We start from the raw sequence: 20,988 nt of genomic DNA, 5'->3' as shown, positions 1-20,988 counted from the left end.
GTAGATGTCGATTAAACCAATAAAAGCACAATATTATTGCAACAATATAGAACACTGCAGCAATGCTCGGGCGCATAAGTTATTTACTAAATCATATGCCAACAAGTGTAGTGTTTGTGCTCAGCCATTACTGTTTGCGCGTTGGCATTTTTCGTTTGTCACTTCCTTTAGTTGGGTACTTTGTTTATCAACATTGGCAGCGCTATCTTATCCATATTTTTTTCCTAAAGAATATGAAAATATTACTTTTTCTGGTGTGAAGACTGAAGTTCAAGAGTCTAATGCCGTTGTGGAAGTTACTATTCATCGAACAACAGGCATTGATTTAGTACAACAGATAGAGTTGATAACAGAAGATGGTACTGCAAAAGCAGCTGAGGACTATCGAGCCCTTGATATTGCTTTACAGTTCCAGCCTGGTGAAGTGCAAAAATCAATAAATATTCCCATTATTCCTGACTCCGATGTCTATGAAAACAATGAAATGTTTTACATTAAGCTGAAAAATGTGAAAGGGCAGCCGTCACATATCGTGATGATTGTCGAAGCTGGAGTAAACAAAGACTTAGTGGAAAAAAGCAGCCTTTTGGTAAGTAACCTTTCAGCTCTTGCAGCGGACCTTTCGAATGATTTGAAACAGCTTGAGATCCTTGGTAACTATCTGTCAACCAAAGAAAATCCAAAGGCGAACTTGGTCAAGAATTACCGTAATACTCAAGATAATATTCAAAGAGCGAGAGAAAAATACATCGTTCTTTTTAATGAAGCTTTAGATTTGGACCCTAATGTTTTGAGAAATGCATTGGATTCCCACCTTGAAGCGCTGAAAAAACAACAGTTTCATACTCAATATGAAGCAACAACTGTGATGAAAGCTCAGTTACTTGACTACTTGAGTTCCAGAGTTTCTAACTCGCCTAAGTGGCTCGAGGAGTTAGGTGAGGTAGTAAAGCTTGAAGTGAAAGCAAATAACAATGGTAGTGTTATCTAATCTGAGTTGCTTATTTATTGGGCTAACTTTCAACTAAGCCAATGGGCAGCGCACTCAGCGCTGCTGCATACTCCCCATCAACAGAAGTGAAAATCGAGAGAACTTTTGTTCATTATTCGATGAGTTAGCAATAGCTCATTGAAGCACCCTCAAATACTGCGAGCCTTTGGTTTACGGTGTTTAAGTTCAACCATTACATCGAACTACAATATTTACCTGTAAAACTTTCAAACAAAACGATTGCTGACTAAAGAGCTGGCAGAAGGTTGTCTGTAGCTGACGTTTGTAAAAATACAGAGCTAATTTGAGATCCTTTTATATCAAGTGCTACAAGTAGCACCTTGCTTTACTTCCAATCTATTTCCTATTTCTTTCCTAATCCATTAACTAATTGATATTAAATAGCTTATTGGTTTGTGAATTTTCCAAATATCGGCCTCTGGCATCTGCCATTATCGCCTTAACCTTATGTCTATCGGGCAAACAAGCAAACGCCTGATGTAAGGTGAACTCTGGCTGCAGACAGATTTTACCTCTCCTTTAAAAACAGAATGAGAGGAATTTACTATGTCTTTTAAAATAGAAGCATGTAATTTAAATAATATTGATGTCGCAGTTAAAACGTTGAAAGAAAACTATGTGGAAAACTTTCCAGCTATCAGAGTTACTAAAGATAAAATCTTAGATAAAGGTATTTCTCTATACCTACTTAGTGATATAAGCCAAGTTCCACATAATCCAATAGCGACTTTTGGACTGAGCAGTGCGTATGAAGATGAAGATGTTTGGAAAGAAGTAAGGGCATCATTAAGCGATGACTTTGACCCTAAAAAGGATGCAGTTGTAGGCCAGCTTAGTATATCGAGTAAAGATGTCGCAATTACCAGAGTCGTTTATGGCCTGTTATTAGATAAAGCACAGCAGATGGGTTATGAGCGGTTGTTTTTTATCCTGAGAGGAAATGTTGATTTTTATAAAAAGTTATTTAACGCTATACTGATTAAAAGTGATTGCAACTATGATATTGGGGTTGATAGAAAAATATCTGCTCTAGTTGTTGAAACGAAAGAAATAAAGCAAAGGGGCCTTCGCTTCTTAAATCGAAACTTATCATCTTGCTTTAATAAGAGTGATAGTCTAATTAAAAGGGAAATTATGAATAAATCTCATTGGGATGAATATAGTAGTGCATTTGACTCTATTATTACTCCACCACAGGTTGAACTTTATAATACAATTGCTCCTCTGTTGTCAGGAGTTGTACTGGATGCTGGATGTGGAAATGGAAACTTAGCCGCTTTTGTTAATGGTGAGGTTTCTACTTATCACGGCGTCGATACATCTCTTGATATGGTGCAAAAAGCCAACGCCAATCTGCAGAGACTTAAAGAACCACAGCGGTTTCAAGCATTTCATGTCCAACTAGAAGAGTTTGTTAATACGCATCAATACGACGTGATTACATTAATAAACAGTGTTTATGCGATGGATAATCCTTCTTTAGTTTTTAAACACTGCTATAACTTACTTGCTCCGGGTGGCCTGTTAATTATCGCAAACCCCAATGAAAACATGACAAAATCTCACATGGAAATGATGATTGAGCTGTATGAATCGCAATTTAGTGGCAATCCTGCTGTTGCAGACTTTAAGAGATTGAATTTACAATTTGTCACACAATACCAACATTCGTTTTATACTTTAGATAAAATTGAAGGTTGGCTAGAACAAGCTGGACTGTCTGTAACAAACCGAGACTGCACTCACTTTCATGGTGCAATGAATTTAATCATAGCTAAAAAGTAGGAAAATAAAAATGCGCTATCAAGATCTAGTCGATTTGTTGAATGCTTCGAATCAAGCAGAATACACTGCAAGTTTTTATCGTGCCATATCACATATCGGATTTGATAGCGCAATTTATGGTTTTTTGCCAAGCCATGAATTTGTTAAACACTTGAACCAAATGCCTATCATACTAGCCACCGAAAACGCCCCTCTCGATTATTTAAAGTACTATCAGGAAAATGAAATTTTTAAGCCTGAGAAGGATATCTTCGTGGCTCAAATACTGTCAGGGCATCGAAAGCCAATCAATTGGTGGCGGGACTTGCAGAGTTTTAACCCCACTGAGTTACAAGTTGCTACCTTAGCCCATGCAAAAAACGAATTTGGTCTCAATAACGGTTTTGTCGTCCCGCTCATGTGCGACCACAGAGGCTACGCTTGTGTTACTTTGTATAGCAATTTAAGTGATAAAGACTTTAATCATCTGGTACAGGAAAATGAAGAACAAATCGGGTTATTTTGCTCGGCGTTGAACAGCAAAATCTTCTCAGATCCAAACTTAGTTGCCGAGTTATACGACAATTATATAAAAATGAGCGATACAGAGCGTCAAGTGATGCGATACTTGGTTTCGGGGAAACCGATGAAGCAAATTGAAGATCATATTGGAATAACCTATCGCTACGCTGCAAAAGTAATTGATAAATTTAGAAAAAAGCACGGAAATGTGCCAAAAGACAAATTGCTCTATTCGCTAGGGCACTACTTTAGTTGATTTAACGCTAGTATTTCATATCTGATTTATCGTACTAACGGACGAGTTTGTCTTCAATATGGCAGGCTACTCTGAGCGAGGAGTGGATATTAATGCTAACTTATTTTTGGACAGAAATGAGTTTCGGAAAACTGAACATTAGCATGTCATGAATAACTTCAGGTATGGTAAATGACTTACCTTACATGCAGGACCTACCAGATTGGTTCTAAACTTCTGCCTTGCGATGTCTGCACATCTGATGAAAACACTAAGGCACACCTCTTTAAGAGCAAATCACACAACTTACTTATGGAGGGGAATAGGGCTTGTTCAGCACTATGGATAAGTTTCACACAAAGAGGTTAAGGCTAATTATCTTTAACGGTAGGCATTTGATATGAAAAGAATTATTATAACAGAAAGCAAAAACCCGAGAGGGACTATCTAGTAGTCTGTCTCGGGTCTTCATATAAACTGCTGCAGGCGCATGATAAAGTCAGTGGGGCCTAACAGCTGCTATGAAAAGGATTATAGATAATAATGGCTGAAAGTCAACAAGCATACCCATACAATGAAGTCATAGAAGATACTCAGAAAAGTCGAGCCGAACATATAGAGATTGATCTTTCTAGCGAAAGGCTATTGCCTTACTTTAATGATGGAAAACAAGACTGGTATATAGCTTTCAATCTCTACCTTTACAATGCTAGGTTGTCGAAAGCATTCTTGTACCCACTTCACATTTTAGAGGTAACTTTACGAAATAAATTACATGAGTTGTTTTGCTCAATATTCAACGATAACTGGCCAAATGATCCCACTTATATGGCCATGCTTAACCAGCATAGTTCAAACTCTCTATCCAAAGCCAAGCAAAAAGTTAACAATCGCAGTCCAGAGGATATTACTGCAGCTCTTTCGTTTGATTTTTGGTCTAACATCCTTTTCAGATCAGATTATACCGATTTTTGGCGTACAAATTACTCTAAACTAAATATCCATCGCCCAAAATTCAAACAGTTCAAAACTAAGATTAACGAAGCTAACGACCTGCGTAATCGTATTGCTCATCATGAGCCAATTCTAAGACTAAACTGTTCAAATCTTCATACTGAAATTTTAACTGCAATTCAATGGTGCTCATTTGAAACGTACCGATGGACTAAAGAGCACTCAACAGTCCCTGTGGTACTTCGAACTAAACCCGCACCCACAGGTAACCCACAACCGTTACTGGGAATAAAAGCCGACAATGATTTTGCTATAGTTCAAAGTACTTTGACATTGGACTCTATGCCAGAGAACGCTTTCATAATTTGCGAAGATAAAGAAATTATCATCACAATCTCAGATATCGGTAGGTACCTGCTATCGAAAAAAGATAAAAACGACTTGATGATAGAGCTGCAAGAACACACTTTAGAAATGGTGATAAAGTCGAACCAATTAAGTAAAAATTTTATTGTGTGTAGCCAAAATGAAAGCTATGTACATACCAAGAAAATCTTCAGTAAGAAAAGAAATGGGTTTATTGTTGTAAAAGATTTGAATATGGAGACTCTCGGCGTAATCCAGCAACCTCACAGGCAACTATAAGATACCTCAAATTAGGAAAAAGCCTCATATGATATGAGACTAATTTGGTACAACATGCCGTTAACCTAACGCTTATTTGTATTAGTTCATACTACTCACATCCAAAATGAGCATGGTTTTATACCCTTTCATCAGATTAGATTTGGTAGGGAAAACACACGCCCCTAAATTTTATAGAGTATTTGAACTAACGGACTTTGGGGCAAATGCGAGTTAGTACCAAACGTCCGCTTTTTGACACACATACAACAGCCAAGTTTAATTTAGCCCTGTTATTCTGGTTTATTAACGTCAGGTGGTTTAGCTGTGGTCTCTAATTAAGTCAACTATGGCTAGGTTTTATGGCCCACTCATCAAATTGTACATGAGTGGGCCTGCTTTATTTTTAGTTTGTTGAGCGATCACTTACGATAGGTGATGGCGGGTTTTTGGGCTTATTACTCTGGTGTAGCATAAAGTAATATTGTTGGCGTTCATTGGATTGATTATTGATATCAATACGTGCAACTCCTGCTATTACGTCTAAACCATCGGCACTCTTCACCAAGGGGTAGTCGTTTGGACCGAGAGAGAGTAGGGATACTCTGTTGAATACCAAAGTCTCTACATTCTGAACTGTTTGATGTTGGTTATCTTCACCGACATCAAAATAATGGTTGCCGCCGTATACATCTTTTCCAATGTTACGCATAAATGCCCCCATACTGATAAGGAAGTTGTTTTCAACTTCAATGCCTTTTAGCCCATAGAACAGCTCATGCTCACCGACAAATACAATTCTTCCCCCCTGTGCAGCAAATTGTTTTAAGCGACTGACTTCATCCGGAGAATATGAGTTAAGTGGAGTCCAGAGTACGATAAGTTTTATTTGTGGGTCATCAAGATCCCAATCTTCTAGAGACTGATATGTAATAACTTCAAAGCCTAAATCTTCCCAAGTACTGTACAGGTAATTAATAGATTGGCATGACCAACTGCAGCGAGAATCATGAGATCGATCTAGGACTATTTTAGAACCTTGGGCACGGAGGCTGTTTCCTGAAAAACTGGCTAGGTTTTTAGCAAATTGCGTGTTATCAGCTTTGTAAATCCGCTCATCATCTAGAATATTGACATCATTGAATACGATTAAATCTCCACCAGCTGCAGGTGCGACGTTACTGTCAAACGTAAAACCAATAATTGAATTTGCTCGGCTCCCCTGACTATCTGTCGCATAGAGTATAATGTTGTTTTCACCTTGAACAAAAGACTCCGCTGGTTGAGTGAGTGCGAAACTGCCACTATTAAGCGCAAAGCTAATGTCTCTTTTAGCTTCTCCATTTATAGAAATAAATAATTTGGCGATACTTGATTGAACTGTTTCAATCTTGCCTTCTATTAAGATGTTACTACTCAAAATTGCGCCAGGTGTTGGAGACAATATTGTGATTTGTGGTGGAACTTTTAATGTTAACTCAGATGTTGGCTCCGAAATTGCGCGATAAGTGCTTAAATCGCTTTCGTTTCCTGTTAAAGCAACATCTATGATACATGCTTCAAGCCTGCTTTTTATGCTTACATACTTTTGGCACAATTCTTTAACCCGTTGATATTCCGCACTACCAATTTGTGCCTCTAACCTCGCTTGAGTTAACAATGTTCGTGGAAAGTTAAGGTCAACGAAGCTTTCAGGGGTCTCATCATTGAAGTAGTCGAACAAAGAGGATTCGGATGTTACACGCCAACTATTGCCGTAAATATCATAAAGTTGATTGAAGTTACCTTTGTCTTCAATTTGATTGCCGTTAGCATCCGTTAAGTCATTGTCGACGTTGCCATCAAAGTATCCAAGTAACCCATTAACGCTGCCTGCACGAGAGTTTGGTAAAAGCACTTCTGTCTCGACAAACTCACCCCGCCGATACACTTTTAGTAATGAGGTGTCTGGCCAAGTTATTTCGTAATGACGATTATTTTGTTTAAAGATACTTGCTTGATTAGAAAGCTCACTAGCACCGTTATTCAATGTTTGTAATTGACCATCAATAAGCACGGCAAGGCCTTCATCATTGGGGTAAAAGGTGACTCTTGTTCCTGCGACATTTGCGGCGACAGCGGCATTAAAAGACACGTGTTGATTGCCAGGGACTGCGACATAACGGCCCTGAATCTCAAAAGTGTCGATATTGGACTTGGCTAAGATATACTCACCAACGCCATTAAATCCATAGTTTAAGCCGTCAAACGTACGTAAGTTTGGGTCTCCTGTGACACGAGCCTGCTTGCGCGGGTTGCCTAGGTTGTCGTCAATTGGGTTGCTACCATCTACGGGCTCACCACTGAGCAGAATTAATTGAACTGGTTGGTTGGTGTCCTCGGTAACAGTGATTGTAATGCGCTCTGGTTGAAAACCCGATTTAGAAGCGATCACATGATAATCACCAACTGCGAGTGGTGGAGAACTAAAGGCGCCACTGGTATCGGATGATAATTGTTGAGAAAACCCAGTGCTTACGCTTGTTAGTGACACATCAGCGTCTGATATGGGGCTACCGTCAACGTCGGAGATAGCACCTGTAAGCGTATTGAATTGAGTCTCAAATGGGCATACTTCAGAGCCCCAAATTGGTTGCTCCAAATCATAAAGAGGAATCTTTTTCTTCTTAGCTTTACTTGTCAGCCCAAGAATATCGCCTACAAAGCCGTAATCTAGGTTGGCATTAACTCCTAATCCTACTGAGAGTTCAAGTTTACAATTTGGCTCATGATCTGCGCTTTTGTAGTTTGCTTTAGCAGCATATTTTGCATATGGGCCCATTGCTAACCCTGCTCCAGGGCCATCTAACTCTATCTTATTCCCAAATGGTAATGGTACAGACAACTCGTAAGCAGAAAGCATAAACTGTAGCTCTGCTTTTACTTTTGCTGATGTTTCACCTGATAGTTCGTATTCAGGTCCAATTTGAGATATGACAGGCACAAAACTGTGAACTGGGCTCAGTTTTTCGTTTTGATATTTGAATCCGGTTCTATAGTTTCCTGATGCACTAATACCCATCTTTAAATTTGCTTTACCAGCAACAATAACATTAGCGCCAAGTTGTGGGTGTAATTTGACGTTTAAAAATAAAGGAATAGGCCCCACGAATAGCTTAACATTTTTGTTAATAATGGGATTGAATACCTTGCTTTTGTTCAGGCCTCCTTTGTAACTGTAGTTCGCTTTTAGATAAGTATTAGTGAGGTAATCTGCTTGAGCAATTGTAGAAAAGTGAGTTACCTCACCACGAATAATTGAAAACTCTATTCCTATCTGGGCGCTTGAGTTCATCTTTAGTTCTACAACAGACGTGACTTCAGGGCTTAGTTTTTGTTGCAGTGTTCTTGAGAACGTTAAGATAGGAACATCTACACTCGACTGTACCGTATTATTAGCAGTTGAAATCGACTGATTAAGTGTCGCTGCTTGGTTCGTAATAACAAGGTCTAGTTTAACGTCTGCATCTGGAAAAGCGTTGTGTAATGGTGCTTGCGAGGTAGTTAAAATATTACCATTAATATCAAGAACCTCACGCATAAACCCGGTGTCGCCATCAGTGGTGACACCGACTATAATATCACCGACTTGTATGTCGCTTAACGCACCTGCGGTGAGTGTGAGCCTACCCATCTCTGGGGTAATTTCTACTCCCGATTGGCCATCAACGATAAAGGTTGTGTAACCGTCAACGGCTCTTGTTGCCGGTTTCAATTCGCTGCTCGGGTCTAATGTAGCGATGACTTCAGCATTTTCAAGCGGTTGCTCATCATGGTCACCTGTGTAGTCAACAAAATCTATTGCTTCAGCAACTTCTACATTGGCGCTTGCAGAGATAGAGTAGCCTGATTTATCTGAGACTGTGACCGTAAACTCAAGGTTATCTCCAGTGTAGTCTTCAGGGATTTTTAGTGAAGCAAAATCAGGTTTATCGTTATCAATGTTAAGCTCTATATCTGTTGATTCTTCCCATACAATGCTGTCAATTTCAACGGCACTCGATATATCTGCTTTTAATTGTGCCCACGACCCTTTCGCGATGCTCTGAGGTACTTGCAATTGAATCGTTATGTTGTTCAGGTTGTTTACGGTAACAACTACCTGATCAGTAGCACTTCCTCCTTCATCATCAATAACTGTTAATTCGAAGCTTAACTCCTCGTTTTCTGTGACATCTGGAGCCACAAATGAGGAAATTGCGTTGCTTTGGTCCGATAGCAAAACTGGGGGGCCTGAAAGTTGCTGCCACTGGTAGCTTTTAATCACCCCATCGTTATCTGTGCCACTACCGTGTAATGTGACGGTTGCCTTTTCATCGACCGTTTGATTTTCTCCTGCTTGAGCAATCGGTAGGCTGTTCGTTGGTTTATTTATATCGTTATCTGAGTCCCCACCACATGCGACTAAAACGCCTGTTAACAACGTAATTAGGGTTGTGCGTAGAGGAATGTATTTATGCAGATCCATAACCATCCTTATGTATTTGAGCGAGAGCAAGTTGCTTTGAAAAAATAAGAATGCGTGAAAAAAACAGCATGAGACAGGGTCGAAATTTCCACCTTGTTCAGTATCGGTTCATTGAATAAATTAACTAGGTGTTAATAAAATCAAAAGGGTTATGGACATGGAACACGGCACTATATCACAACATTTTATATCGACACCTAAATTCGGTGCTTGGAAATTGGTTTTTACGCTATGCTCATTTTTTCTAGTGATGCAATTAGTTGGTTGTAATGCGATGCACACTGCGGTGAAAAAGCGGGATTTAAGAGTTGAAACCAAAATGAGCGACTCTATATTTCTTGACCCAGTCAGTCAGGACAAGCGTACAGTGTTTTTACAACTCAGGAACACATCGGATAAGCAGGATTTAGTCATCGCTAACGAGATACAAACTGCATTACTGTCAAAAGGCTACAAGGTTGTTAATGACCCAGATGCAGCGCACTTTTGGATCCAAGCGAATATTCTCAAAGCAGGCAGAACAACCGCTGATGAAAATCGGGGAATTTTAGCCCAAGGCTATGGTGGGGCTGTAGCGGGTGCTATTGTTGGTGCTCAGTTTGGTAGTGGTCGAGGGCAAGCAGCAGCAGGCTTGCTTGGCGCAGCTGCAGGCTTTGTTGCTGACGCAATGGTGGAAGATGTTTATTTTAATATTGTTACTGACTTACAGGTTTCTGAGCGCGCGAAATCTGGTGTCGAAGTACTAGAAGGAAATAGAGCTAAGCTAAAGCAAGGTAACTCAGGCTATAAATCAGTAACTTCAAACGAGGTGACTGACCGTAAAAAGTATCAAACACGGATCGTTTCTACAGCGAATAAAGTAAATCTGGAATTCGTTGAGGCTCGACCCAAGCTAGTCCAAGGTTTAGTAAATTCTATTTCGGGCCTGTTGTAGCTAGGTGTGCGGTAATATTGGAAATATAGTATTAGCATGGAAGTAACGTGCCAATACTATATTTCCATTTATTTTTAACTGCTATAGCGAATAGCAGACACCCATCATAATATAGATGCGAATTGTGGTGGGGTCTGTGTTAGTGCTTTATTGGCTTGTTATACAACTTTTAACTCATGAGTCCAATCTTTCCATGAAATTGATTTGCCCGGCAGTACTATTTTTGAGAAAGGCCACACCGATTGAAGCCAGTTTAAGATAGTCTGATAAAGTATTTTTTCTAACGCAATACTATCATCTCGAATCCACAAGTAGACTTCGCAGTCATAATTTAGTGATCGGCTTGGATCTATATAAACAGAGCCTAGGCATTTTTCCTTTGAATTGTTAAATATGGAATATGCAAAAGCATCCCTTGATTCAAATTCTTGTTTATGAATCTTTAAGCTTTCTATATTTTCTTCGAGGGTCATATTAACTTTAGGCCACTCAGTTTCAGGGCCAAATATTCCTTGTAGCCTTTTTTGACTGGACATTACTGCTTCAAAGTCTAACTCAGCAACTTCTTCTTCAAGCACTCTGAAGTGAAAATTTTCACTATCAAAAAACGTCGGAGGCTTGAACGATTCAGGAATAAAAGGATTGGGCATACTCTGGGCTATCCGTAGTTGTATAAAAATTTAGTATTTATGCGACATGCAGTTTGTGTTGCATAATCGTTTGTTGGGTTGAGCCGTCACCTGCTCGGTGTAACAGAGTTGGTGTTGTTTATGCTATGGACTTACTTAGAAAAAATAGGCTTTTTGGAGGCTCTCACTTTCCTAGCTAGTGTAATCAGTTTAGCTAGTGTTATGTAAGCTTTCCCTGCATTGCTCAGCGCTTATTATTTATTCATTACACCTAAATTTGCCTTAATAAGCAATTATATTTTTTAGACGTACAGAGGCCGCTAGCCTGAGCAATTAGGCAGGTTAAATAATATGATTAACACTCAATTTTTGATTTATAGAAGCTTTCTAACTTATCTAAAAAACCATACAGTTTTTGGTTCATTTCGTCATAGTTATGATTCAGTAAAACGTCTGGCTCATCTACAAATGGATGCTGCAACGCGTCACTGAGATCGTCATTTTCAATCAGTAATGCGACGATATCTTTAGTAAATTCCATATGGCACTGAAAACCGTATACTAGGTCTCTGTAGGCGACAATTTGCCTTGGGCACCCCGCGCTATATGCAATCACTTGTGATCCATTGGTGAGCCCCGGCATATCATTATGCCAATGACCGACATCCAACACTTTTCCAAAATGACTAAATAATGGATGTGTCATCCCAGCTTCCGTCAAGGTTATCGGGTATTTTCCTATTTCACGTTCAGGGCTAGGTTCAAATGTTGCACCTAACGCTTCACCAATGAGTTGCGACCCTAGGCATATACCAAGCACAACTTTTCCGGCGGTAATCGAGTTCAAGATGACTTCTTGCTCACCTTTTGTATCGAAGTGTGGGCATTGCTCAATAGTTGTCGACGGATTTTGAGGTCCTCCCATTACAATCAAAAAATCTAGGTTTTTGGCATTTTTTGGGAGCGGTTCTCCTTGATAAACTCGCGAGTAGGTAATGGTATGGCCGCGTTTATTTGCCCACGATTCATAGGCGCCGGGCGCTTCAAAATGTTCATGAACGATAAAGTGAATATGCATCTTTGTGCCTTGTAATTAACGATAGGCTGTAGATGGTATATTAAATTTGGATGGCGTAATTTATACTAACAGACGTTTAATGTTGATAAGTCGCCAAGATGCAAGCTAATGACCTCATCAAAGGTTCTCCTAATAAACAAATCATAACCAAAACGACGAATATGGCTTCTGGTTATATTGATGACTTTCACTCACATTTGTGGCATCAAATTGTGTTTCCTTTGCAGGGGCTGCTGCAATCAAGTATCGGCGATAAAAGCGGGATTGTTCCTCACAATGGCATGCTCTACATACCCGCAAATACAGTGCATAAATCCATAGCGATTACAAATACACAGTTTTTGGCGATTTACCTTAATCCCGACAAATATGTTCAGTATGGAGACAAACCAAAATCCTGTCTGGTAACGCCATTTATTAAAGCATTAATACTGCTGCTATTCGAAAACAAGACGCTCACTCAAGCAGAGTCCAATATCACACATTTGCTAACCGTATTGCGAGATCAGATCGAGATCGCAAACCGTTATGAAATACCTTTGCTCATACCTACCGATAAACGTCTTTTATCCATTTTCTTACAGCTTAAAGAGCAACCGGATTTACCATTTACGTTAAAGGAATGGGCAACAAAAGTGGGCGCTTCTGAGCGCACTTTGTCGCGATTGTGCTCAAGAGAGTTTTCCCAATCATTTTCACGGTGGAGACAAAATGTGAGGTTAGTTTTATCTTTGCAATTGTTAGAGTCGCAAAAGAGCATACAGGAAATTGCTATCGAGTTGGGGTACGCTTCTGACTCTGCGTTTGTGCAAGCGTTTAAGAAATTGTTTAACCAAACACCCAGAAAATACCGAATTGCCAACTTACAGCACAACGTAAATTTATTTTGAGCAACTTCTGCTGCTTTTAGGTTACCTGCGCTAGAGACGAAAGTATCTTATCGTGAATGCTTTTAAGTTCTTCCCGCTTTATGTAGTCTAGGTGGGATTTGATTATTGGAGGCATTTCGCGATGTTGCGAATTCTTTTATGTGCTAGCTTAGGATTAGCACCAAGTTTTGGGTTAGTTGCCAAAGAGGTAATGACCCCAGACAAGCTTTGGCAAGTAAAGCGCGTAAGTGCGCTTGGGTTATCTAAAGACAAAACCCATGTAATTTATCGAGTTACAACGCCAAGCGTTGAAAACAATGACTTTGATAGCAAAGTTTATCAAGTGCCGTTAAAGGGTGGGGTGTCCCAGCTTTTAAGCGCGTATCAAGGGATATTGTCAGACGACAACATTTCGCCAGATGGCAGCAAAAAACTATTTCATGACACCGTCAATGTTGAAGCTGTGTTGGCCACGGATAGACATAAAGCACTTACGCAAGCAGATGCTTATGTGTTTGATGATTTAAATTACCGCCATTGGGATACCTGGAAAGACGGCAGTGTTAAACATGTGTTCTATCAGGACCTGACTACTGAAGAAAAAGTCGACATCATGAAAGGGATGCCTTTTGATAGTCCGACGTCACCATTTGGTGGTTCAAGCGATTATGTTTGGGGCCCTAAAGGTGAAAATATCTACTACGTCAGTAAAAAGCTGACTGGCGCAGAATATGCGAGCAGCACCAACACAGATATTTATCGTTATAACTTGGCCAGTAAGAAAACCACCAATCTAACCGAGCAAAACTTGGGTTATGATAAAAGCCCTGAGTTCTCATCGACAGGGTTGCTGGCTTTCTTACGTATGGATGAAGCGGGTAACGAGGCGGATAAAAATGACATTATCGTTAAGTTGGGTGACAGAGAAGTCAACTTAACTGCGCATTGGGACGGCACGGTAAGCAGTTTTGAGTGGAGTCACGATGGCAAGCATATTTATTTTATTGCACCAGTTGACGGAACAATCCAGCTATTTCAAGTAGCGGTGAGCAGCAAAACTAAAGCTAATCCAAAAATTAAGCAGCTAACTAAGGGCATGTTTGATGTTAATAGCATTGTTGCTGCCTTAGATGATCAGTTAGTTGTTACTCGTAATAGCATGAATCAAGCAAAAGAGATCTTCCGCTTTGATCTGAATAGTAAAAAGCTTGTTGCGCTGACAAATGTGAACGAGGCGTTTTATGCTGGTTTGGATTTACCGAACGTTGAAAAGCGAATGGTGAAGACAAAAGACGGCGAAGACATGCTAACTTGGGTTATCTACCCACCTAATTTTGATAAGCGTAAGCAATATCCAACGCTGTTATACCTTCAAGGTGGTCCACAGTCGCCGTTATCACAGTTTTATTCCTTCCGCTGGAACTTCCAAGTGATGGCATCACAAGGGTACATTGTGGTTGCGCCAAACCGTCGTGGTATGCCTGGACACGGCGTGAAATGGAACAAAGATATCAGCCAAGATTGGGGTGGTAAGGTAATGCAAGATTACCTTGACGCTATCGACGATGTTGCGAAAGAGTCATACGTTGACAACAAACGTATCGCGGCAGTTGGCGCAAGCTTTGGTGGTTACTCTGCGTTTTACTTAGCTGGCAATCATGATGGTCGTTTCAAAACCTTTATCGCGCACTGTGGCATTTTTGATTTGCGCAGTATGTACGGCACAACCGAAGAAATGTTCTTTGTGAACAACGAATTGGGTGGCGCGTACTGGGAGCAAAACAATGCGGCCATCAGCAAAGCATACAATCAGTTTAACCCAATCAGTTATGTGGATAAGTGGGATGCGCCGATGTTCGTGATCCATGGTGGTAAAGACTACCGTGTACCGCTGAGCCAAGGAATGCAAGCCTTTCAAGCTGCTAAACTACGTGGCTTGAAAAGCCGTTTTCTTTATTTCCCTGAAGAAAACCACTGGGTACTGACACCGCAAAACGGAATAGTCTGGCAGCGTGAATTCTTCAAGTGGTTAGAAGAAACTTTATAATTGATGTCACTACTAGTTAAGAAAATGCCAGATCGCACAGTGTGTAGTCTGGCATTTTTGTTTTGCAGTTTAACCTTGGTGCTGTGCTAGTATTGGTGTGCCCAAAAATTGAATTAGTCAACGGAAAATAGAAGGAAAAGTTAAATGATTAAAAGGATAATAAGTGGTTTTTGGTTACTTATGTTGGCTGTGAATACACAGGCAGCTGAAGAAGCGTTAACGATTGATAGTGTAGTGCCTAACAATATGGAACTGGCTTTTCCGAATGATGCCAATATTTACCCAGATATCAGTGACTTCAAGGTACTTAACGCGGTACTGATGAGTAACGAAAACGGTGAGCGCTGGGCAATGATCACGATTAAAAATCAATCGAGCGGGCGTCGGACATTAACACAAAAACACCTGCTGGCACTAACAGCAAACGGGCAAAGGATCGCGCCGATGAAGCTTTCTGAAAGCTTTGATGGCGGAGAAACGCTTTCACTCACACTGGCTTTCGGTGAGAACAAGTTTCCGTTGCTTAACGTGTATACGCGAAATTAATAAGCCTTAGTAGCATCACTTTTTACAACCATAGTCACTGTGCTAAACGTTGCGACTTAGGTAACCATGTTTGTTAGCACCTGATATTTAGCCTCTGATAAACTCCGATAGATCCACATCAGCAATTCATCAATTAAAAATAAGCAATGTATCAAGTTTTAAAAGTTTTTATTTCATAAGCTTACCCAAAAATGGAGAAAAGCATGAAAATACTTTTAAAAAGTTTGATGTGGTTAAATTGCGCGTTGTTTGCGTTAGTTACTCACGCTCAGATAGCCTCAAAATTACAGCATATCACTGTGAGTTCAAAGTTAGTGGGAGGGCCTGTTGATGTACAAATATATTTGCCTTTTGATTTTGATGTTAACCGAAAAGAGCCATACTCGACGCTTTATACAACTGCGGGAGAGAGTCGTTTTGATGTACTGAAAGCTGAAGTGGACTGGCTGAGTCACACTAGTTTTTCACCTATCCCGCAACTTGTGATCGTGCGAGTGCCCAAATTGAGTTTTGCTGGGGCTGACAAGTTATCTGACCAAGCGTATTTTGCCTTGCTAGCTCGCGTGTTAGCAAGTGAAGTTGAACCAACACTAATACGGCAATTTAATCTTTCGCCGTTTAAAGTCATTGAAGGGTACTCAAGCAGGGCGGCGATTGCCTTGAATTTATTAGGAGAAATGCCCGGGTATTTCCAAGGTGCAATATTGTCTGCGCCAATTTGGAGTCACCTCCCCAAACTGCTAAAAGAGGATATTAGTGACAGCATCACCAAGGGCAAGCTCACCAATAACCTATATATCAGCCTTGGCAGCTTTGATGAAAATAGACCGTTTTTTGCTGCGCTCGCCGTTTCAAAACGACACCAACACCTGATGCTAGAAGACTTAAGTCAATATCATTATCATGTAGGTGCACAGCTAGCGCTAAGACATGGATTACAACATATTCTTGGCGCAATAAAGCTTCAAGATTATGCTCAATTTGACAAGTCAGGCCTGAATGGGTTGCGAGAATATCACCAAAAACTAGAACAGCGCTATGGGTACTCGATTGATATTAATGCCAATCAGCTTGCTCTAGGGCAATATTTATTCGCGCAAGGCAATACAATACTTGGAAAAAACGCGTTCGATGAGCTACTTACGACTATGCCTAACTCTGTTATTTACAATTTACGTTATGGACAGACTCTTTTGAATGCGGGCGATACAACACAAGCAACACTTCAGCTAAAGCGTGCCTTGCTGCTAGCAACAGAGCAAAAAAATGAAGAGGCCAAGCAGTATATTGAACAAGTATTGTCTCGGCTTTAGCGTTATTAAGAGTAATATAAAGGTGGCGCACATGTGTGAGCCACCTTTATATTAGCGGTTTTCTGGTTCTGTTATTTTTACTTTAACTTGGTTTGCGCTAAGTGTTTTTGGTGAGTCAGCTAAAACCTTAAAAGGATGTAGTTGAACATCTGTGATCAAGCGAGTCTGCTCGTCGGATTTGCCCAATGTATCCAAAACTTGCGTGTTGATGTTATAGCGCCAGATAGTCGCCTGTTTGTCGGGAATAATCAGCTCATTCCCACGTAGGTAAAAACGCCAATGCAATGTGATTTTGTTTGTTATTGGCTGTGGTTTGAGCGAATTGTTGACGAGTACTTTTAAGTTTGGCTCATCTGGTGTGGCTATATAGACAGTACCGTTTTGCTGTATTTGTGCCCAGTGAACCTGCCCCTGATAAAGTGGCTGTTTATGGTTGGTTACAGGGTCGAAAAGTACTAGCTGTTCATCGCCAAGATCATTGATGAGTAGGTAGTTACTTCCTTTTATTTCAATTGATTGCATTATAATTTGCTTTTCAAATAAAGCAGGAAAAACTTCAACGCCAGTGACTAAATTGATTTTCAGTAAACTTTGTTTTGATGCTGCCCACAATTGTTTACCATCGGCTGTCCAAACAAAAGACGAAATATGTTTGTTATGGGTGAGCGGGATCTCTTGCTGTTCTTGCTTTAACCAAACTTCATTGGTGCCTGTACGATTAGAGAGAAATGCAATGGCATTTCCACTTCCACTTGGTTGGAATTGCCCTGATAGCTCGTCGTAGTGGCTGATTGTAAGTCGGCTTGTAGAGAGGTTGTCTTGAATATTAATCTGCTTTTGTTCTCGAACTAGTGTCGCTAAATAGCTATTACCTTTAATGTATTCAGTGATGTAAAACGATTCTGAGCCGATTGCCGGAATGGCTTGTACAAGCTTGAGGTTTTGAAAAATATAGAGCGCAGATGCGGTTGAAAGTATGTGTGTTGTATCTGGCCCTTCTACTAACATCAACGAACGGTCTAACTCTACATCAGACAATTTTTCTTGTTGAAGAAGAAAAAGCTTGTTTTCTTTGCTAATCATATAACTAGAGAGATAAGCCTCTTCATCTGGATCTTGGGTGAGTAAAGTAAGTTGATCCTCATTAAATGAGGACGCTAAAATTGTTGCTGCTATAGGTAAAGAAGTAAATGTGACTGAGTCTGAGTGCGGAGTAAAAAGGGCATACTCGTTATTGGCAATAAGTAACACTTGATGACCAACCCAGTAGGCTTGTCGCACTTCGTTATTTAAGCAAGGAGAGATCACTTTTCTGGCAGCAAATCTTGGTAACACGACGATAGCTTGATGACACTTAGCTTGTGATTTTGTTTTGCGTGTTTCAATGAGTACTGCTTTTTTACCATCTTTGTTAAGCTGAGGTTTGCCAACAAAATCCAATGCACGGGTAACTAACTTGGTTGTTTGGAAATCCAAATCCTTTACTTTTAGTTCCGCTGCTTGCGGTGTTCTGGCCACATATAATAACCTTCTACCTGAGGTGAGTGTCGCAGTGCTCTCCAACTCCAATCCGTAACTTACAGGTGTAACCTCTGAAAGTTGGAAATTAGCTTTTGGCATAGTTGAATAGCTAAACAATATACCGAAGAGGATGATGAAACCTGCGAAATAGAGAGCACTGGTTCTCAGCTTTTGGCTTAAATTAGTATGCTGCTCCCCAACCTGTAAACGATAGCCCTTTTTATGAAAAGTCTGGATAATACGTTTATCACTATCTCCAAGTAGTTTTCTAAGCTGAGCGATGCATCGTTGAAGGGCATTTGGGGCGACGACGGTATTTTGCCATACAGAATTAAGTAGGTGCTCTTGCGTAACAAGCGTGCCGCGATGTTGATACAGTATTTCAAGTACTGCCAGCACCTTAGCCTCTAATTTGATTGTCTCATCAAGGTAGGTAAGTTCACCCGTGGCTAAGTCTAGCTTACGGTTATTGATTGTTATCATTATTATTTGGGAGCAGCAGTCGATACAGCTAGTCTATCTTGTATTGGATATAAAAATAACCCATCAAGGTTTATTTCACTTTATTAACTGAGCCATTATTTAGAAAATTGGATCACTGGGGCACTGGTTCATTTTGTAACGTAAACAGCCCCATATTACTAGCGCTTGGCAGCCAAACTGCTAACTGCGCTCTCAATACTTGAGTCTCCATATTCATGCGCTTAGCACAGTAAGTTATTGCTTCTTGATAGCGTAGCGGTTTGTTTCTCAGATGTAGTAATAAGTCTGCTTGCCAGTCATTCAATACACTCATTTTGATGCGATATTGTTGGCGCGATATTGCAATATGCGTTTGCTCAGGCGTTGGCAAGGTGTACGGCTTTGCTTGCTCAAGCTGGGTTATAAGCGGCAGCAAAGGGTAATCGGTTTGAATAAGCTGTACTGATTCTGGCACCGATATGACAAAATTTTCTGCGATACCGCAAAGGAGCTCAATCTCGTTTATTACTGCAGTTGATTGCTCGGTTTCCGGTCCTGGTTTTAACAGTGCAAGCGCTTTGGCTCTTTCAAACTTAGCCAGCTCTGAAGGCAGGCTAAACATAGCTTGCTGGTGGGCATTAAAATCACCGGTGGGTTTAGTGTGTGCTAAAAAATCAGCGAAGCGCGAGCCTAGTTGATGTAGTGTCCAAGATTCTGAGGGTAAGGTGACGATAAAGGCTTTGGCGAAGGTGTCGAATACTTCGTCGCCCATAAACTGGCGAAGTAGTGCAAACTCTCCCCGAAGACATTCAACTAAACGCATCACATAGCCTGCAGCATAGATGTCTACTCTTCTCATGGCTCCCAGTGTTTTACTACTTTTTACACAGTCATGCAGCGTTAAACCATGCGGATTTGCAGCGGTATTGAGTTTTTGTGGTAGGTCGCCTCGCACCATTAAAACGGTGCTAAGCCACTGCTGAGTTTGCGTTAAGTCTGGCGTTTTCATTATGTTAATTCTGCTCGCTCTTTGACGATTGGAGTTGACAGCGCGTTGGGGTTAGTAACTGTATCTTGCTTTGGAATATGCCCTGTAAGTACCAGTTTTGCTTTGCTTAACTCATCAACGAGTTCAGGAAAGCTGGGGATATTGGCATCCCATTCAAGTAAGGTAGATACGCCACCCGTTAACTGCTGCGCCAGTTGGTAAAGCTGCCAAACCTTGGCGGGCACTGGTTGGTCATGGGTGTCTATCAAACAATCACCGCAGTCGCTAGGACCGGCTAGATGGATTTGAACGATGTGCTCATGGGGGAGTTGACGAATAAACGCTTCGGCGTCAAAACCATGGTTAAAGCTACTAACAAAGACGTTGTTTACATCCAATAGCATGCCGCAGCCTGTTGCGGTGACTAACTCACTAAAGAACTCGCTTTCAGTGAGGGTTGAATGTTGAAATTCAAGGTATGTTGATGGGTTCTCAAGCACCAAAGGTCGCTCTAAAAAACCCTGTACTTGATCAACACGGTTGATAACGTGTTGTAGGCTTTCGTCAGTTAATGGCATAGGGAGGAGATCGTGACTATTCAAACCAGCAATACCTGTCCAACACAAATGATCGGAAATAAGCTGTGGTTTAACGAATTCACTTAACTCCTTTAGCTTGCTTAAGTATTCAAAGTTAAGAGGGTCGCTGCTACCAATATTCATTGACACACCATGCATCACTAGCGGGTATTGTTCCTTTAATTGAGCGAGCACATGCCGACCATAGCCGTGATTATCTATATAGTTTTCACTGATGATTTCAAACCAGTCAACATCAAGCGATGCTCCGCGTTCCAATTGAGACATGATAAAGGGATAGTGCTGGCTTCTCAGGCCAACACCAAACCCTAAGTCGGTTAGTTTTTCGATAGCGGACGCAGCAAGCTGCTGCGTCCGAATTGGATTTGTCATGCTATCTTTCCT

The 20,988-nt window shown here is 40.7% G+C and carries 15 protein-coding genes; 9 read left to right on the top strand and 6 right to left on the bottom strand.

The window, feature by feature from the left end; translation table 11 throughout:
* Positions 1-4: 4 nt before the first annotated feature.
* The 4 genes from L3V43_RS17405 (at position 5) to L3V43_RS17390 (ending at position 5,132) form a co-directional block, all read left to right on the top strand.
* Positions 5-991, top strand: a complete 987-nt coding sequence (locus L3V43_RS17405; protein WP_237117064.1) for a Calx-beta domain-containing protein — start codon at positions 5-7, stop codon at positions 989-991.
* A 567-nt stretch (positions 992-1,558) separates the two neighbouring features.
* The gene (locus L3V43_RS17400; RefSeq protein WP_237117065.1) at positions 1,559-2,797 is read left to right on the top strand and encodes a class I SAM-dependent methyltransferase; all 1,239 of its coding nucleotides are present in this window, start codon (positions 1,559-1,561) and stop codon (positions 2,795-2,797) included.
* A gap of 10 nt (positions 2,798-2,807) precedes the next feature.
* Positions 2,808-3,554, top strand: a complete 747-nt coding sequence (locus L3V43_RS17395) for an autoinducer binding domain-containing protein (protein ID WP_010603763.1) — start codon at positions 2,808-2,810, stop codon at positions 3,552-3,554.
* Positions 3,555-4,076: 522 nt separating this feature from the next.
* Complete coding sequence (locus L3V43_RS17390) at positions 4,077-5,132, top strand: hypothetical protein (RefSeq protein WP_237117066.1); 1,056 nt, start codon at positions 4,077-4,079, stop codon at positions 5,130-5,132.
* Between the two features lie 385 nt (positions 5,133-5,517).
* Here L3V43_RS17390 and L3V43_RS17385 read toward each other — a convergent pair whose 3' ends face one another.
* On the bottom strand, positions 5,518-9,618 hold the full coding sequence (locus L3V43_RS17385) for a VWD domain-containing protein (RefSeq protein WP_237117067.1): 4,101 nt from the start codon (positions 9,616-9,618) through the stop codon (positions 5,518-5,520).
* Between the two features lie 157 nt (positions 9,619-9,775).
* Here L3V43_RS17385 and L3V43_RS17380 point away from each other — a divergent pair, with 157 nt between their 5' ends.
* Positions 9,776-10,552, top strand: a complete 777-nt coding sequence (locus L3V43_RS17380; protein ID WP_237117068.1) for a complement resistance protein TraT — start codon at positions 9,776-9,778, stop codon at positions 10,550-10,552.
* A 158-nt stretch (positions 10,553-10,710) separates the two neighbouring features.
* On the opposite strand, the gene L3V43_RS17375 is transcribed toward L3V43_RS17380, so the two are convergent.
* Positions 10,711-11,202 carry a hypothetical protein gene (locus L3V43_RS17375; protein WP_237117069.1) on the bottom strand — a complete coding sequence of 164 codons (492 nt, stop codon included), beginning with the start codon at positions 11,200-11,202 and terminating at the stop codon, positions 10,711-10,713.
* Between the two features lie 334 nt (positions 11,203-11,536).
* On the bottom strand, positions 11,537-12,259 hold the full coding sequence (locus L3V43_RS17370; RefSeq protein ID WP_237117070.1) for a type 1 glutamine amidotransferase: 723 nt from the start codon (positions 12,257-12,259) through the stop codon (positions 11,537-11,539).
* 98 nt (positions 12,260-12,357) lie between these two features.
* On the opposite strand from L3V43_RS17370, the gene L3V43_RS17365 reads away from it, so the two are divergent.
* From L3V43_RS17365 to L3V43_RS17350, 4 genes are all read left to right on the top strand, one after another.
* On the top strand, positions 12,358-13,149 hold the full coding sequence (locus tag L3V43_RS17365; protein ID WP_237117071.1) for an AraC family transcriptional regulator: 792 nt from the start codon (positions 12,358-12,360) through the stop codon (positions 13,147-13,149).
* A gap of 121 nt (positions 13,150-13,270) precedes the next feature.
* Positions 13,271-15,175, top strand: coding sequence for a S9 family peptidase (locus L3V43_RS17360; protein ID WP_237117072.1), 1,905 nt, complete (start codon positions 13,271-13,273; stop codon positions 15,173-15,175).
* A gap of 144 nt (positions 15,176-15,319) precedes the next feature.
* Positions 15,320-15,721 (top strand): hypothetical protein, encoded by a 402-nt coding sequence (locus L3V43_RS17355; RefSeq protein WP_102058384.1) that lies wholly within the window; start codon positions 15,320-15,322, stop codon positions 15,719-15,721.
* A gap of 203 nt (positions 15,722-15,924) precedes the next feature.
* Positions 15,925-17,034, top strand: a complete 1,110-nt coding sequence (locus L3V43_RS17350) for an alpha/beta hydrolase-fold protein (protein ID WP_237117073.1) — start codon at positions 15,925-15,927, stop codon at positions 17,032-17,034.
* A 51-nt stretch (positions 17,035-17,085) separates the two neighbouring features.
* On the opposite strand, the gene L3V43_RS17345 is transcribed toward L3V43_RS17350, so the two are convergent.
* The 3 genes from L3V43_RS17345 to L3V43_RS17335 form a co-directional block, all read right to left on the bottom strand.
* Positions 17,086-19,038, bottom strand: coding sequence for a winged helix-turn-helix domain-containing protein (locus L3V43_RS17345; RefSeq protein WP_237117074.1), 1,953 nt, complete (start codon positions 19,036-19,038; stop codon positions 17,086-17,088).
* Positions 19,039-19,150: 112 nt separating this feature from the next.
* Entirely contained in the window at positions 19,151-20,026 is an 876-nt protein-coding gene (locus L3V43_RS17340; protein ID WP_237117075.1) for a DNA-binding domain-containing protein, read from the bottom strand.
* On the bottom strand, positions 20,026-20,976 hold the full coding sequence (locus L3V43_RS17335) for a DUF692 domain-containing protein (RefSeq protein WP_237117076.1): 951 nt from the start codon (positions 20,974-20,976) through the stop codon (positions 20,026-20,028). Before L3V43_RS17335 ends, L3V43_RS17340 begins: the two co-directional genes overlap by 1 nt.
* Between the last annotated feature and the right edge of the window lie 12 nt (positions 20,977-20,988).

The sequence above is a fragment of the Pseudoalteromonas sp. L23 genome (genome assembly GCF_021728455.1).
GTDB lineage: Bacteria > Pseudomonadota > Gammaproteobacteria > Enterobacterales > Alteromonadaceae > Pseudoalteromonas.
The sequence above is the reverse complement of the archived record's forward strand: the minus strand, read 5'-3'. Positions and strand labels throughout refer to the sequence as shown.

Coding starts and splice junctions, on each gene's coding strand:
- L3V43_RS17405 (WP_237117064.1), top strand. CDS start 5: ATGTCGATTAAACCAATAAAAGCACAATATTATTGCAACAATATAGAA.
- L3V43_RS17400 (WP_237117065.1), top strand. CDS start 1,559: ATGTCTTTTAAAATAGAAGCATGTAATTTAAATAATATTGATGTCGCA.
- L3V43_RS17395 (WP_010603763.1), top strand. CDS start 2,808: ATGCGCTATCAAGATCTAGTCGATTTGTTGAATGCTTCGAATCAAGCA.
- L3V43_RS17390 (WP_237117066.1), top strand. CDS start 4,077: ATGGCTGAAAGTCAACAAGCATACCCATACAATGAAGTCATAGAAGAT.
- L3V43_RS17385 (WP_237117067.1), bottom strand. CDS start 9,618: ATGGATCTGCATAAATACATTCCTCTACGCACAACCCTAATTACGTTG.
- L3V43_RS17380 (WP_237117068.1), top strand. CDS start 9,776: ATGGAACACGGCACTATATCACAACATTTTATATCGACACCTAAATTC.
- L3V43_RS17375 (WP_237117069.1), bottom strand. CDS start 11,202: ATGCCCAATCCTTTTATTCCTGAATCGTTCAAGCCTCCGACGTTTTTT.
- L3V43_RS17370 (WP_237117070.1), bottom strand. CDS start 12,259: ATGCATATTCACTTTATCGTTCATGAACATTTTGAAGCGCCCGGCGCC.
- L3V43_RS17365 (WP_237117071.1), top strand. CDS start 12,358: ATGCAAGCTAATGACCTCATCAAAGGTTCTCCTAATAAACAAATCATA.
- L3V43_RS17360 (WP_237117072.1), top strand. CDS start 13,271: ATGTTGCGAATTCTTTTATGTGCTAGCTTAGGATTAGCACCAAGTTTT.
- L3V43_RS17355 (WP_102058384.1), top strand. CDS start 15,320: ATGATTAAAAGGATAATAAGTGGTTTTTGGTTACTTATGTTGGCTGTG.
- L3V43_RS17350 (WP_237117073.1), top strand. CDS start 15,925: ATGAAAATACTTTTAAAAAGTTTGATGTGGTTAAATTGCGCGTTGTTT.
- L3V43_RS17345 (WP_237117074.1), bottom strand. CDS start 19,038: ATGATAACAATCAATAACCGTAAGCTAGACTTAGCCACGGGTGAACTT.
- L3V43_RS17340 (WP_237117075.1), bottom strand. CDS start 20,026: ATGAAAACGCCAGACTTAACGCAAACTCAGCAGTGGCTTAGCACCGTT.
- L3V43_RS17335 (WP_237117076.1), bottom strand. CDS start 20,976: ATGACAAATCCAATTCGGACGCAGCAGCTTGCTGCGTCCGCTATCGAA.